Origin of the sequence: uncultured Paracoccus sp. (assembly GCF_945915435.1) — a bacterium.
Classification (GTDB): domain Bacteria; phylum Pseudomonadota; class Alphaproteobacteria; order Rhodobacterales; family Rhodobacteraceae; genus Paracoccus.
In genome coordinates this window covers 1-14,835 of the sequence record NZ_CAMEFG010000067.1, presented here as the reverse complement: position 1 = coordinate 14,835, position 14,835 = coordinate 1, and the positions used below count along the sequence as shown (strand labels likewise).

Annotated in this window: 12 protein-coding genes; 7 read left to right on the top strand and 5 right to left on the bottom strand. The window is 66.9% G+C overall.

Annotation, left to right across the window (positions count from 1 at the left end; translation table 11 throughout):
* Positions 1–160: 160 nt before the first annotated feature.
* Positions 161–1,555, bottom strand: a complete 1,395-nt coding sequence (locus Q0O97_RS16555) for a diguanylate cyclase (protein ID WP_294931961.1) — start codon at positions 1,553–1,555, stop codon at positions 161–163.
* Positions 1,556–1,663: 108 nt separating this feature from the next.
* Between Q0O97_RS16555 and Q0O97_RS16550 the strand changes: the two genes are divergently transcribed.
* Positions 1,664–1,930, top strand: coding sequence for a DUF3572 domain-containing protein (locus Q0O97_RS16550; protein WP_294931958.1), 267 nt, complete (start codon positions 1,664–1,666; stop codon positions 1,928–1,930).
* Between the two features lie 3 nt (positions 1,931–1,933).
* Here the strand turns inward: Q0O97_RS16550 and Q0O97_RS16545 are convergent, their stop codons facing one another.
* Together Q0O97_RS16545 and Q0O97_RS16540 are read right to left on the bottom strand one after the other, a co-directional pair.
* Positions 1,934–3,295 (bottom strand): aminotransferase, encoded by a 1,362-nt coding sequence (locus tag Q0O97_RS16545; protein ID WP_294931955.1) that lies wholly within the window; start codon positions 3,293–3,295, stop codon positions 1,934–1,936.
* A 29-nt stretch (positions 3,296–3,324) separates the two neighbouring features.
* Positions 3,325–3,666, bottom strand: coding sequence for a TfoX/Sxy family protein (locus tag Q0O97_RS16540; RefSeq protein ID WP_294931952.1), 342 nt, complete (start codon positions 3,664–3,666; stop codon positions 3,325–3,327).
* Positions 3,667–3,767: 101 nt separating this feature from the next.
* Between Q0O97_RS16540 and miaB the strand changes: the two genes are divergently transcribed.
* Positions 3,768–5,087, top strand: coding sequence for a tRNA (N6-isopentenyl adenosine(37)-C2)-methylthiotransferase MiaB (gene miaB / locus Q0O97_RS16535; RefSeq protein ID WP_294931948.1), 1,320 nt, complete (start codon positions 3,768–3,770; stop codon positions 5,085–5,087).
* Positions 5,088–5,282: 195 nt separating this feature from the next.
* Positions 5,283–6,890 (top strand): ABC-F family ATP-binding cassette domain-containing protein, encoded by a 1,608-nt coding sequence (locus Q0O97_RS16530; RefSeq protein ID WP_294931945.1) that lies wholly within the window; start codon positions 5,283–5,285, stop codon positions 6,888–6,890.
* Here the strand turns inward: Q0O97_RS16530 and proS are convergent.
* The gene (gene proS / locus Q0O97_RS16525; protein WP_294931942.1) at positions 6,857–8,212 is read right to left on the bottom strand and encodes a proline--tRNA ligase; all 1,356 of its coding nucleotides are present in this window, start codon (positions 8,210–8,212) and stop codon (positions 6,857–6,859) included. The genes Q0O97_RS16530 and proS overlap by 34 nt on opposite strands.
* 124 nt (positions 8,213–8,336) lie before the next feature.
* Here proS and Q0O97_RS16520 point away from each other — a divergent pair, with 124 nt between their 5' ends.
* From Q0O97_RS16520 to Q0O97_RS16505, 4 genes are read left to right on the top strand one after another with little or no spacing between them, the layout of a single operon-like run.
* Positions 8,337–9,566: an AI-2E family transporter gene (locus Q0O97_RS16520; protein ID WP_294931939.1), complete on the top strand. Its 1,230-nt coding sequence runs from the start codon at positions 8,337–8,339 to the stop codon at positions 9,564–9,566.
* Positions 9,567–9,569: 3 nt separating this feature from the next.
* Positions 9,570–10,259 (top strand): DnaA/Hda family protein, encoded by a 690-nt coding sequence (locus Q0O97_RS16515; protein WP_294931935.1) that lies wholly within the window; start codon positions 9,570–9,572, stop codon positions 10,257–10,259.
* A gap of 28 nt (positions 10,260–10,287) precedes the next feature.
* Positions 10,288–12,453 (top strand): RNA degradosome polyphosphate kinase, encoded by a 2,166-nt coding sequence (locus Q0O97_RS16510; protein ID WP_294931934.1) that lies wholly within the window; start codon positions 10,288–10,290, stop codon positions 12,451–12,453.
* Between the two features lie 48 nt (positions 12,454–12,501).
* On the top strand, positions 12,502–14,037 hold the full coding sequence (locus tag Q0O97_RS16505; RefSeq protein ID WP_294931931.1) for a Ppx/GppA family phosphatase: 1,536 nt from the start codon (positions 12,502–12,504) through the stop codon (positions 14,035–14,037).
* 81 nt (positions 14,038–14,118) lie between these two features.
* Here the strand turns inward: Q0O97_RS16505 and Q0O97_RS16500 are convergent.
* The coding region (locus Q0O97_RS16500) for a DEAD/DEAH box helicase (protein WP_294931928.1) at positions 14,119–14,835 on the bottom strand (717 nt) is incomplete at its 5' end.

The window sequence follows — 14,835 nt, the reverse complement described above, 5'->3', positions numbered from 1 at the left end:
TGCCGCTGCCGCTGCCGCTGCCGCTGCCGCTGCCGCTGCCGCTGCCGCTGCCGCTACGGGCGCTGCGGGGCTGGCAGGCTTGTCCGGCCCGGCGTTGCCTGTCCGCGACCTTCATCGCGCCACGCATCCCCGTATCGCGCGCGGCAATGGTCGCCTGCCCTCATGCCGCCGCGTCGGGTTGGGCGATGACGACGCGATTGCGGCCCTGCGTCTTGGCGGTCAGCAGCGCATTGTCGGCCCGTGCCATCAGCCGGTCCGGGCCGAGGGGCAGGGCGCCAAGCATATGCGGCCCGACCACCGCCAGCCCCAGCGAGATCGTCACCGCCAGCCCCTGCGGATGACCGGGCAAGGGAAAGGGCTGGGCGGCAATGGCGCTGCGCAAACGCTCGGCCAAGGCGTGGGCGGCGGCGTGCCCCGAAAGGGGAAGGGCGGCCAGGAACTCCTCTCCTCCGTAGCGGGCAAGGATCCCGCCGGGCGGCATCGCCTGTTGCAGGCGTTTCGCGACGGCTTGCAGGATCATGTCGCCCGCAGGATGGCCGTGATCATCGTTCACCGCCTTGAAATGGTCGATGTCCAGCAGGATCACGGCCACCGCCTGATCCGATTGGCGGGCCGCGTGAAGCATCTGATCCAGCCGAGGGATCGCATGGCGGCGGTTGTGCAGCCCGGTCAGGGGGTCATGCATGGCCCAGATCAGGTTGCGCTGCGCTTCGCGCCGCTGGCGGTCGGCGATACGCTTGTCTTCCAACTGCTTGCGGATGCGCAGCGCGGCCTCGGACACGGCGGCGGGGCTTGCGAATGCGCCGGTCAGCACGTCCCCCGCCCCCAGGTCCAGCGCCACCGGGGTCATGTCGGGCCTGCCGGGATGCAGGACGACCAGAAAGGCCGCGTTGCGCGACCCCCGGCGCGAACGCAGTTCGGACAGCAGGCGCAATCCGTCCCCATCCTGCCGGATATCGGCCCAGATCAGATAGAGGTCCGGCGCCGCCGCCGTCTGGGCCTGCGCCAAGGCGCGTTCCGGGTCGCAAACGGTGATGTTCTGCCCCAGTTCCAACTGCAAGCCATGCCGCCACGCTAGTGAGGGCGGCGTTTGGCCGCAGACCTGCATGATCCGGGCTGCGGGTTGGCCGCCATAGGGGGCGGCAGGTTCGGCCAGCCCCGGCATGGCGGGCGGATCGTCGGACATGGCGCTGACCCGCCCGCGCATGACGCCACGGATGCGGGCGAAAAGCGTCTGATCGTCCCCCTTCGGTTCGATGATCGCCGTGGCCCCGGCGCTGAGCGCAGCCAGCCGCTGCCCGGTTTCGACCTGCATGATGACCGGCAGGGCGCGGCAGCCGGGCAGGGTGCGGATCATGCGGCACAAGTCCTCGGCCGTCATGTCGGGCAGCGTGGAACCGATCAGCACCAGGTCGGGCAGGTCCGCCCGCAGTGCCGCGACCGCCTGACCCCCCGAAGAATGGGCGGTGACCCGATGACATACCGCCGTCAACCGCAACTTGGTCAGCAGGCGATTGGTGGCCACGCCGTCCACGACCATGATTCGACCACTCATCCCACGAAGCCGCCCTTCTTGTTTGCGCCTTCTCATGGTGGCGCAAAAACATTAACAAAGGGTTTCCCGCGCCGGAATTTTCCGGCTTCGACGAACAGGACGACCGCCATGAACCGATCCGAGGCCAGAGATATCGCCGATGCCGGGCTTGCCCATATCTCGGGCGATGGCGAATTGATCGCGGCGATGCTGGATCAGGCGGGCGCGGATGCATCGGCCATCCGCGAGATGGCCGCGCGCCCCGAGTTTTCCGTCTTTATCCTTGATTTTCTTATGAAAAGCGACGAACGCCTGCTGGCTTTCGCCGACAGCGCGCACATCCCGCCGCAGCGCGTGCAGATGGCGCGCGCGGTGCTTGGCGGGGCCGAGTGGTAGGGTTCAGGCGACCTCGGCAAAGACCTTTTTCAACGCCCGTTCCAGCTTGTCGAAGATCTCGTCCATCTGCGCCTCGGTGATGATGAAGGGCGGGCAGAGGACGATGGATTGGCCAAGCGGACGGCAGATCAGGCCGAGGTCGGTGCAGGTGTTGGCGATTCGCTCGCTGACCGACAGATGGGCGTCGAAGGGGGTCTTCGTCGGCTTGTCCTTGACGGCCTCAAGCGCCCACATGAAGCCCACGCCGCGATATTCGCCGATATTGGGGTTCCCGGCCAGCCGCTTCATCCCTTCCTCGAAGCGGGGCGCAAGGCGGCGGACGTTCTCGGCCAGCCCCTCGTTCATCACCACGTCGATGGCTTTCAGCGCCAGCGCGCAGCCGACCGGATGGCCGGAGGCGGTGAAGCCGTGGGGGAATTCCTCGATCCGCTCGATGGCATCCTGCACGCGGCGCGCCAGATCGGGACCCAGGATCACCGCGCCCATCGGGAAATAGCCCGCCGTCAGGTTCTTGGACGAAATGATCGCATCGGGGGTGAAGCCGTAGGTCTCGCATCCCCAAGTGCTGCCGGTGCGCCCGAAACCGCAGATCACCTCGTCCGAGATGATGGGGATGCCGTGGCGCCGCAGGATCGGCTCGATGGCCTGGAAATAGCCTTTCGACGGCGGGATGACGCCACCCGCGCCCATCACGGGCTCGGCAAAGAAGCCCGCGATGGTGTCGGCGCCTTCGCGCTGGATGGTGTCCTCCAGCTCGTGCGCGAGGCGGGCGGTGAACTGCTCCTCGGTCTCGCCCTCGCGGCCCTCGCGCCAGAAATGGGGGCAGGTCAAATGAATGAAGCCGGGCAGGGGCAGGCCGAAAACCTCGTTATAGGGCTTGCCGGTCATGCTGGCCGAAACCGCCGTCACCCCGTGATAGGCGTTCCAGCGGGTCAGGATCTTGCGGCGCTTCGGGTTGCCCTCGGCCCCGTGCAGGAACCACAGGATCTTGACCATGGTGTCATTCGCCTCGGACCCCGAGTTGGTGTAGAAGACCCGGCCCGTATCAAACGGCGAGACCTGAACCAGCTTTTCCGACAGCATCACCGTCTGGTCCGACATGCGCCCGAAAAAGGCGTGATAGCCGGGGAAACGGGCGTATTGGTCCTGCGCGGCGCGGATCAGGCCGGGGTGGTCGAAGCCCGCGACCATATTCCACAGGCCGGAATTGGCGTCCAGATAGCGGCGCCCGTGGACATCGACGACATAAGGCCCCTCGCCATGCGTCACGACCACCGTGCCGCGCTCGTGGACCGAGGGCATGTCAGTAAAGCCGTAAAGGCTGAATTCCTCGGCGCGGGCTTCCCAGCTTTGCGGTGCGGTCATGGCATGGCCTCCAATGTGACGGGGGCAGGCTAGCCGCGCCGTGCGGCGGGTTCAATGGGGGCGATGAGGCCGATCTCGCGCAGCGCGGCCTCGATTCCGCTGCGGGGGTGCGTCTCGGCCACCAGTGCGTCGAAGCGGGCGCGCAGGGCCTCTTTCTCGGCCCCCCGGCAATCGTTCCACGGGCGGCCTTGCAAGCCCATGTGCAGGACGTAATAGCCGATGAAATGCGGGCGTTCCCCGTTCGCGATCAGCGCGCGATAGGCAGCGTCCGCGCCCATCCGGCGCAGCGTGGCCGAATCGCCGACGCCCGCTGCGATCAATGCCCGCGCGGTGGCCGGGCCGATATTGGGGATCCGTGTCAGGTCGCTCATCCCGCCAGCCTAGGTCGGCCGGCGGCCCGCCCGCAAGCGGCGCTTTCCAATTTCGCCGCGATCGGGTAAATCGGGCGGATGTTTCCGGGGCAAGATGCGACATGACCGACAAGACGGCGGCGAAGAAGCTGTTCATCAAGACCTATGGCTGCCAGATGAACGTCTACGACAGCCAGCGCATGGCCGAGGCCATGGGCGCCGAGGGCTATGTCCTGACCGAGGATCAGTCCGAGGCCGACATGGTCCTGCTCAACACCTGCCATATCCGCGAGAAGGCGGCCGAGAAGCTTTATTCCGACCTTGGCCGCCTCAAGCCGCTGAAGGCGGAACGTCCCGATCTGAAAATCGGCGTGGCGGGCTGCGTCGCGCAGGCCGAGGGGGCCGAGATCCAGCGCCGGATGCCGCTGGTCGATCTGGTCGTCGGCCCGCAGGCCTATCACCGCCTGCCCGCGATGGTGCGCAATGGCGGCGGCGTCGATACCGAATTCCCGGTCGAGGACAAGTTCGACCACCTGCCGCGCCCCGCCGCCACCCGCCGCGCGCCCGCCGCCTTCCTGACCGTGCAGGAGGGTTGCGACAAGTTCTGTGCCTTCTGCGTCGTGCCCTATACGCGCGGGGCCGAGGTCTCGCGCCCTGTGTCGCGCATCATGGCCGAGGCGCGCGATCTGGTCGCCCGCGGGGTGCGCGAGATCACGCTGCTGGGTCAGAACGTCAACGGCTGGCACGGGCAGGGCGAGGACGGCGAATGGGGGTTCGGCCGCCTGATCCGTGCGCTGGCCGGGATCCACGGGCTGGACCGCATCCGCTACACCACCAGCCACCCCAACGACATGGCCGACGACCTGATCGAGGCGCATCGCCTTGAGCCGAAGCTGATGCCCTATCTGCACCTGCCGGTGCAATCTGGCAGCGACCGCATCCTGCGCGCGATGAACCGCAAGCATACCGCCGACGAATACTTGCGCCTGATCGACCGCATCCGCGCCGCCCGGCCCGATATCATGCTGACCAGCGATTTCATCGTGGGCTTTCCCGGCGAGACGGACGAGGATCACGCCGCCACCCTGCGGCTGGTCGAAGAGGTCGGCTTCGGCACGGCCTTCAGCTTCAAATACTCGCCCCGTCCCGGCACGCCCGCTTATGACCGCGCAGAGGTGGACAGCGACATTGCCGATGCGCGCCTGCAGGAATTGCAGGCCCTTCTGAGCCGCCAGCAGAAGGCCGCGCAGGAAGGCATGGTCGGGCGGGAACTGGGCGTGCTGTTCGAGAAACCGGGCCGACTGCCGGGACAGATGGTGGGCAAATCCGATTACCTTCACGCGGTTTTCGTCGATGCGCCGCAGGCGAAACCCGGCGATCTGGTGCGCGTGCGCATCACCCATAGCGCGCCGAACTCGCTGGCCGGTGAACTGCTGGGCTAAGGCATTTCCCGTAAAAAACGGACAGTATTCTGCACCTGTGGGCCGGAATGGGCGCATTGCGGCGAAGGCACCGGACTTGAACCGCCCGCCGCGCGCCCCATATCGGCCTGCATAGACTACGCAGGAGCATGAAAGACATGAGCAACCTTCCCGCCGCCTTCGCCCGTCCGAATCCGCTGCGAGAAGTTCTGCCTCATGCCTGCCACGATCACGCTTTCCAACCTGTCATATGCCACCCCTGACGGCACCCCGCTTTTCACCGACCTGAACCTTGGCTTCGGCCCCGAGCGCACAGGCCTTGTCGGGCGCAACGGCACCGGCAAGACGACGCTACTGCGCCTGATCGCGGGCGAAATCGCGCCGCAATCGGGCAGCATCCATGCGCCGCCGCGCGTGGTCCTGCTGCGCCAGGACGTCGAACCCGCGCCCGAGGGGGTTATCGCCGATCTGTTCGATGCCAGCCCTGCGCGGGCCCTGCTGGACCGGGCCGAGGCCGGGCTGGCCAGCGCCGAGGACCTCGCGCAAGCCGACTGGACCCTGCCCGCGCGGATGGAATCCGCGCTGCTGCGCTGCGGGCTTTCCGCTGCGCCCGATCAGCCGCTGGCCTCGCTTTCGGGCGGGCAGCGGACGCGGGCGGCGCTGGCTGCGTTGATCTTTGCCGAACCCGACCTGCTGTTGCTGGATGAGCCGACGAACAACCTCGACCGCGACGGCCGCCGGGCCGTGGCCGAGTTGATCCGGGGATGGCGCGGCGTGGCGATCGTGGTCAGCCATGACCGCGAATTGCTGGAAGGGATGGACGCCATCGTCGAACTGACCGGCCTTGGTGCGACCCGCTATGGCGGCAATTACAGCGCATATCGCGCGCTGAAACAGGTGGAACTGGATGCCGCCCGCCGCGATCTGGCCGATGCCGAGAAAGCCCGCACCGAGACCCGCCGCCGCGCGCAACAGGCCGCCGAGCGCAAGGCGCGCAAGGACCGCGCCGGGCGGCGGCTGCATCTGAAGGACGACCAGCCGCGCGTGATCCTCGACGCATGGAAGGATCAGGCCGAGGCGGCGGGGCGCGCGCATGTCCGCCTGCGCGAGGCCCGCAATGCCGAGGCCGAAGCGGCCCTGACCGCCGCGCGCGAAAAGCTGGAAGTGATCGAGCCGCTGCGGATGCGCATCGCCCCCACCGGCCTGCCGCCGGGCAAACTGGTGCTGCGGCTGGACGGGGTGACGGGCGGGCACGATCCCGCGCGCCCGGTGATCCGCGATTTCGACCTGACCCTGACCGGCCCCGAGCGAGTTGCGATCCACGGCCCCAACGGCAGCGGCAAGACCACGCTGCTGGCGCTGGTCACCGGGCGGCTGGCGCCCTTGCAAGGCACGGTCGATCTGCGGGTTCCTTTCGCGCTTCTGGACCAGCATCTGAGCCTGCTGGACCCCGCGTGGACCCTGCGCGAGAACTTCCTGCGCCTGAACCCGCAGGCCGGTGAGAACGACGCCCGCGCGGCGCTGGCGCGGTTCCGTTTCCGCGCGGATGACGCGCTGCGGCAGGCGGGCAGCCTCAGCGGTGGCGAAAGGTTGCGCGCGGGTCTGGCCTGCACCCTGGGGCAGGCCGTGCCGGTGCCGCTGCTGATCCTTGACGAGCCGACCAATCACCTCGATCTGGACGCAACCGAGGCGCTGGAGGCCGCGCTGACGGGTTACGACGGCGCGCTGCTGGTGGTCAGCCATGACGCCGCGTTTCTCGACCGGCTTGGCGTGACGCGGCGGATCGGCCTTCAGCCGTTATCGGAGGCGAACACCGGCGCGTAGATCGCCTTGAGACGTTCGACGGCCTCTTGCGGGGCGAGTTCCTCGGACACGCCGGTCTTGCGCGAGGTCAGTTCGACCTTGTTGTTCGCCAGCCCGCGCGGCCCCACCGTGATCCGCCAGGGCAGGCCGATCAGGTCCATCGTCGCGAATTTCGCGCCCGCGCGTTCGTCGCGGTCGTCATAAAGCGGGTCGAACCCGCTGGCGCGCAGTTCCTTATACAGCGCCTCGCAGGCCGAATCGGTCGAGGCGTCGCCCTGTTTCAGATTGACGATGCCGACATGGAAGGGGGTGACGCCCTCGGGCCAGACGATGCCCTTGTCGTCGTGGCTGGCCTCGATGATCGCGCCCAGAAGGCGGCTGACGCCGATGCCGTGGCTGCCCATATGGACCGGGACGCGGCTTCCGTCGGGGGTGACGACGGTGGCGCCCATCGCCTCGGAATATTTGGTGCCGAAATAGAAGATCTGGCCGACCTCGATCCCGCGCGCGACGCGGCGGCGGGCCTCGGGGATCTGGTCGAAGAGCGCCGCGTCATGGGTCTCGTCGGTGCGGGCGTAGCGGCTGGTGAACTCTTCCAGCACGGCCTGGCATTGGGTGTGATCGTCATAGTCGATGTCGCGGTCGCCGAACTTCAGGTCGGTGATCTCGCTGTCATAGAAGACTTCCGACTCGCCCGTATCGGCCAGCACGAGGAACTCATGCGTGTAATCGCCCCCGATGGGGCCGCCGTCGGCGCGCATCGGGATGGCTTGCAGGCCCATGCGTTCGTAGCTGCGCAGATAGCTGACCAGGTGGCGGTTGTAGGCGTGCAGCGCGTCGTCTTTCGTCAGGTCGAAGTTGTAGCCGTCCTTCATCAGGAACTCGCGCCCGCGCATCACGCCGAAACGGGGGCGGATCTCGTCGCGGAACTTCCACTGGATATGATAGAGTGTCAGCGGCAGGTCCTTGTAGCTGTTCACATGCGACCGGAAGATGTCGGTGATCATCTCTTCATTCGTGGGACCGAACAGCATGTCGCGCTTGTGGCGGTCGGTGATGCGCAGCATCTCCTCGCCATAAGCATCATAGCGGCCCGATTCGCGCCACAGGTCCGCCGGTTGCAGCGTCGGCATCAACAGGGGGATATGGCCCGCGCGCTGCTGTTCTTCATGCACGATCCGCTCGATCCGGCGCAGGACCTTGTAACCCAGCGGCAGCCAGGAATAGATCCCCGCCGCCTGCTGCTTGATCATGCCCGCGCGCAGCATCAGCCGGTGGCTGACGATCTGGGCCTCTTTGGGGTCTTCTTTCAGGACGGGCAGGAAGTAGCGCGACAGACGCATGGGCGGAAACCTTCGTTGAATCTGCCCTTGGGTTAGCGCACCAGCCCCGCGCGGGCAACGGTCTGCTTGCAAGCGGCGGCGCTTCGCTTCACATTCGCACCCATATCGCAAGGAGACGCGCGCGATGAGACTGTCGGTGAACAAGCAGGCATTATATTGGGGCATCGCCTTCGCGCTGCTGCTGCTCGTGCTGTGGCGGCTTGGCAATGCGATCATGCCCTTCGTCCTTGGGGCCGGCATGGCCTATCTGCTGGACCCGGTGGCCGACTGGCTGGAACGTGCGGGGCTGTCGCGGATGCTGTCGGTGGTGGTGATCACGCTGGTGGTGGTGCTGGTCTTCGCCTTTGCGATGCTGGGGCTGGTGCCGGTGCTGGTCGACCAGACCTCGCAGCTTGTCCAGACCGCGCCCGAGATGTTCGGCCGCCTGCAACACCTGCTCAATGCGCGCTTCCCCGAATTGATGGCGGACGGCAGCGCGGTGCAGGACGGGCTGTCGAACCTGGGCCAGTCGGTCAGCGAGCGGGGCGGGGAACTGCTCAGCACCATCCTCGGCTCTGTCATGGGGGTGGTGGGGGTGATCGCGCTTCTGGTGATCGCCCCGGTCGTGGCGTTCTACCTGCTGCTTGACTGGGACAACATGATCCAGCGGCTGGACGAATTGCTGCCGCGCGAACACGCCCCCACGATCCGCAGGCTGGCGGATGAGATCGACCATACCCTGTCGGGATTCCTGCGCGGGCAGGGGCTGGTGACGCTGATCCTGGGGACGTTCTATTCGGTCTCGCTGGCGATCATCGGGCTGCCCTTCGGCATCGCCATCGGCGCGATGGCGGCGATCCTGTCCTTCATCCCCTATGTCGGCGTGGTCGTCGGCGGGGCGCTGGCCATCGGGGTGGCGCTGTTTTCCTTCTGGGGCGATCCCTTCCTGATCGGCGCGGTGATCGCGGTTTTCGCCATCGGCCAGATCGCCGAGGGCAACGTCCTGCAACCCAAGATCGTCGGCGGCCATGTCGGGCTGCACCCGGTCTGGCTGATGCTGGCGCTGTCGGTCTTCGGTTCGCTTTTCGGCTTTGTCGGCCTGCTGGTCGCGGTGCCGCTGGCCGCCTGCCTGGGCGTGCTGGTGCGCTTTGCCGCCGCGCATTATCGCGAAAGCGCGCTTTACACCGGGGCCGAGGTGCCAAGCGTGGCGGCGACGCCCACACTGGTCGAACTGGTCCCGCGCGGCACGACCGAGCAGACGCGCACCCAGGCCCTGGTCTCGCGCGAGATGCGGCTGGCCGAGATCCGCCGCGATGAACTGGAGGAGGAACTGCGCCGCCGCATGGAGGCCGAGGCGGAAGCGAAGGACGGCTGAGGGGTGGCACTGCAACTGACCTTCGATCTGGCGGGGCCACCGGCCTCGTCGCGGGCCGATTTCCTTGTGACATCGGCCAATCGCGATGCGCTGGCGATGCTGGACCGGCCCGACCTGTGGCCGCAGGGGCGGATGCTGCTGGTCGGCGCGCCCGGTTCGGGCAAGTCGCATGTCGCGCGCTTCTGGGCGGCTGAAAACGGCGCGCTGATCCGGCAGGCGCAGGCGCTGCGGGTCGATGCCATCGACGAATTGCTGCGCCCCGACGATGCGCTGGTGGTCGAGGACGCCCATCGCATCGGCGCCGCCGCCGGGGCCGAACAGGCGATGTTCCACCTGTGGAACCTGGCCGCCGAACGGGGCGCGACCCTGCTCATGACCGCGCGGACGCCGCCGCGCGACTGGGGTATCGTGCTGCCCGACCTGCGCTCGCGCATGCAGGCGCTGGCGCGGGTGGAACTGGGGCCGCCCGACGATGCGCTGCTGCCCGCCGTGCTGGTCAAGCTGTTCGCCGACCGCGGCATTCCCGTCGCGCCCGAGGTGATCGCCTTCCTTGCGTTGCGCATGGATCGCGACCTTGATCTGGCGCGGCGGCTGGTGCTGGCGATGGATCAGGCAGCCCTTGCCGCCCACCGTCCGATCACGCGCCGCCTTGCCGCCGAATGGCTGGACAATCTGCTGGACAAGGACGCATAGTCGCGGCGAAAACTCCGGGTCCATTTCCATGACGCAGGCCGATTTCCTACGCTCTCCCTTTCCTCCTGCCCGCCGGTTGCCCGAAGGTCCGCCCGAAGGCCCCGCGCGCTTTTCCAATCGCGAAATAAGCTGGCTCAGCTTCAACTGGCGGGTGCTGGACGAGGCGCGCAACCCCCGCGTTCCGCTGCTGGAGCGGCTGCGCTTCCTGTCGATCTCGGCCACGAATCTGGACGAGTTCTATACCGTCCGCGTCGCCGGCCTGCGCGAATTGGTGCGCGAGGGCAACTCGACCCCCTCGGACGACGGGCTGACGCCTGCCGAACAGCTTGGGGTGATCAATACCGATGCGCGGCGCCTGATGTCGGCCCAGCAAGCCGTCTGGAACGTCATCCGGCGCGAGATGGAACTGGCCGATATCACCATCCTGTCCCGCTCTCGCCTGACGCCCGAGGAAGAGGCCTTCCTGCGCCGCCATTTCGTCGACAACGTCTTTGCCGTGCTGTCGCCGCTGGCCATCGACCCTGCGCATCCCTTCCCCTTCATCCCCAATGCGGGGTTTTCGCTGGCGCTGGAACTGGCGCGGGAAAGCGACGGGCGCCAGATGCAGGCGCTGTTGCCCGTTCCCCAGCAGATCGACCGCTTCATCGGCCTGCCCGGCGGGACGCGGTTCTTCCGGCTGGAGGACCTGCTGCTGATGCATCTGCCCAGCCTGTTCCCCGGTTATCGCGACATCGGCCATTGCGCCTTCCGCGTGCTGCGCGACAGCGATATCGAGGTCGAGGAAGAGGCCGAAGACCTGGTCCGCGAATTCGAGACCGCCCTGAAACGCCGCCGCCGGGGCAGCGTCATCCGCCTGAAGATCACCGCAGGCGCGCCCGACCGCCTGCGCCGGATGATCATGCAGGAACTGGTCGTCCGCCCCGAGGAAGTGGTCGAGGTTCAGGGCCTTCTGGGCATGGCCGACCTGGCCGAACTGGTGCTGGACAGCCGCCGCGACCTGCAATGGCCCAGCTTCGCCCCCCGCGTGCCCGAACGGGTGCAGGACCACGAAGGCGACATGTTCGCCGCGATCCGGCAAAAGGACATGCTGCTGCATCACCCCTACGAGACCTTCGACATGGTGGTGCGCTTCATCAACCAGGCCGCGCGCGACCCCAACGTGCTGGCGATCAAGCAGACGCTCTACCGCACCTCGCGCGACAGCCCCATCGTCGAGGCGCTATGCGAGGCTGCCGAGGCCGGGAAATCCGTGACCGCGCTGGTCGAGTTGAAGGCCCGTTTCGACGAGGCCGCCAATATCCGCCAGTCGCGGCGGCTGGAACGGTCGGGCGCACATGTCGTCTACGGCTTCACCCAATACAAGACCCATGCCAAGATCAGCACCATCGTCCGGCGCGAGGGCGGGCAGTTGGTGACCTATACCCATTACGGGACCGGCAACTATCATCCGATCACCGCGCGGATCTATACCGACCTTTCGCTGTTCACCTGCGACCCGGCGCTTGGGCGGGATGCGACCAAGATCTTCAATTTCCTGACCGGCTACGTTCAGCCTGCGGGGCTGGAAAACCTTGCCATCTCGCCGCTCAACCTCAAGGAAACGCTGCTGGAACTGATCGCGCGCGAGGCGCATTTCGCCCGTCAGGGCCGCCCGGCGGAAATCTGGGCCAAGATGAACAGCCTGATCGAGAAGGACACGATCGAGGCGCTTTATGCCGCAAGCCAGGCCGGGGTGAAGATCACCCTTGTCGTGCGCGGCATCTGCGGGCTGCGTCCGGGGATCGAGGGGCTGTCGGAAAACATCCGCGTCAAGTCCATCGTCGGGCGCTTTCTGGAACATTCGCGCATCGTCTGCTTCGGCAACGGCTCGGGGCTGCCCTCGCGGCGGGCGCGGGTCTTCATCAGTTCCGCCGACTGGATGGGGCGCAACCTGTCGCGGCGGGTGGAAACGCTGGTCGAATGCCTCAACGACACCGTCAAGGCCCAGATCACCGATCAGATCATGGCCGCCAATCTTGCCGACGAGGCGCAAAGCTGGGTGCTGCAAGCCGATGGCCGTTATCTGCGCTATCTGCCCGCCGGGCGGGACGATCTGTTCAACTGTCATAAATTCTTCATGGAAAACCCGTCCTTGTCGGGACGTGGAAGCGCGGGGGCAAAGGACGTTCCGGCGTTGACGCATTCCTCGGATTGAACCATCCAAGGGATTGGAACCAGAGCAGACGAATCGAAAAGGTGCCCGATGAATGGCGTGATGACCGTCAGCGGCGAAACCATCGACCCGTTCGGGAAATTCCTGTTCGACAGGATATCCCAACGCACGTTGAGCAGGGTGGGCGTGGTCGATGTCGGCTCGAACTCGGTCCGCATGGTCGTCTTCGACGGCGCGGCGCGCAGCCCGGCCTATTTCTACAACGAAAAGATCATGGCCGGGTTGGGGCAGGGGCTGGCGGCCACGGGAATGCTGAACCCCGCCGGGGTCCAGCGCGCGATGGCCGCCCTGCGGCGCTTTGCCACGCTGGCCGAAAGCATGGGGATCAAGCCGCTGACCTGCGTCGCCACCGCTGCCGTGCGCGAGGCCAGCGACGGCCCCGCCTTCCGCCGCGCGGTCGAGAAGGAAACCGGCCTGAAGCTGCATGTCATCGACGGCGAGGAAGAGGCGCGCCTTTCCGCGCAGGGCGTGCTGGTCGGCTGGCCCAATGCGCGCGGCCTTGCCTGCGACATCGGCGGCAGCTCGATGGAACTTGCGGTCATCGAGGACGGCAAGGTGGGGGTGCGCGCGACCTCTCCGCTCGGGCCGTTCCGCTTGCAGCAGGTCGAAGGCGGCAGCGAGGCGCTGCGCGGCCATATCCGCAGCGTGGTCGAAGGGCTGGGGGACAAGCTGGGCCGCGATCACAAGCGCATCTTCCTGGTCGGCGGGTCGTGGCGGGCCATTGCGCGGCTGGACATGCTGCGGCGCGACTACCCGATGACCGTGCTGCACGAATATCGCATGACGCCCCAGGACGTGCGCAAGACGGTGGACTGGATCGCCGAGGGCGACCTTTCGGCCCTGCGCTCGCGGGCTGGCATCTCGGCCAGCCGGATCGAACTGGTGCCGCTGGCCAGCCAGGTCCTGCGCGAACTTGCCGCGTTCTTCCAGCCCGAAAGCTTTGCCGTTTCCTCATACGGTATCCGCGAGGGGCTGCTTTACGAAAAGATGCCCGACAGCCTGCGCCGCCGCGATCCGCTGATCGAATCGGCGCGTTTCAGCGAACGCCAGATGGCGCGGATGCCGGGTTTCGGCAAGAAGCTGTATCACTTCCTGCATCCGCTGTTCGAGGATGTCCCGCCCGAACACGACCGTCTGATCCGCGCGGCCTGCCTGCTGCATGACACCGCCTGGCGCGCCCATCCCGATTACCGCGCCGATGCCTGTTTCGACAATATCACCCGCTCGAACCTGGCCGCGCTGTCGCACCCCGAGCGGGTGTTTCTGGGGCTTGCGCTGCTTTACCGCTATCGCAACAGCCGCAATACGGCGATGGAAAGCCTGTTTTCGCTGCTGGATGCCGAGCAGATGAAGAATGCCGAAATCCTTGGCAGGGCGCTGCGTTTCGGGGCGATGTTCGCGGTCAAGGACCCGTCCGAGGCGGGGACGCTGAAGTTGAACCGCAAGAAGAATCTGCTGGAACTGCGCCTGACCGGTCTGGGCCAGATCCTGATGGGCGAAGTGGCTGAGGCGCGGCTGAAGTCGCTGTCCGCCGCCCTTGGGGTCGAGTTCCGCATCAGGACGTAGTTTCGCATCAGGACATGGCAAGTCAGGACATGGCAAAAGGGGCGGCAAGCGCCGCCCCTTCGGTTTTCAATGCTTCGGTTTTCAGCCGCGCGCGCCTTTGCCCTGCTGGCGTTGCGCCGCCTTGGGTGCGCGCGAGGGGCGCCGGGCGGGGCGCTTGCGCGCATCGGCGGCGGGCTTGGGGCCACGGGTGGGGCGTTGCTCGGCCACGGCCGGGCGCTCGCCGCCAAGGACGGGGATCGGCAGCTTGGTCAGCTTTTCGATGGCGCGCAACTCACCCAGTTCGGCGGGCGAACAGAAGGCCACGGCCCGCCCGTCGCGGCCCGCCCGCGCGGTGCGTCCGATGCGGTGGATATAGTTTTCCGCGACATTCGGCAGGTCGTAGTTGTAGACATGCGCGACTTCGGGGATGTCCAGCCCGCGCGCGGCCACGTCGGTTGCCACCAGCACTTTGGTTTCGCCATTGCGGAACAATGCCAGCGCCCGGTCGCGCTGCCCTTGGCTTTTGTTGCCGTGGATCGCACCGACCGAATAACCCCATTTCTCCAGCAGCTTGGCCAATTTGTCCGAGCCATGCTTGGTCCGGCCGAAGACGATGGCCAGTTCGTCCGTGTGGCGCGACAGGTATTCGGCCAAGAGCGCGGCCTTGTCGCCCTGGTTGACGAAATGCACGCCCTGCTCGATCTTGTCGGCGGCCTTGCCCGGCGGGTTGGCGGCGACGCGGACCGGATCGGTCAGGTAGCTGTCGGCCAGTTCCTCCATCAGCTTGGGCATGGTGGCGGAAAACAGCAGCGTCTGGCG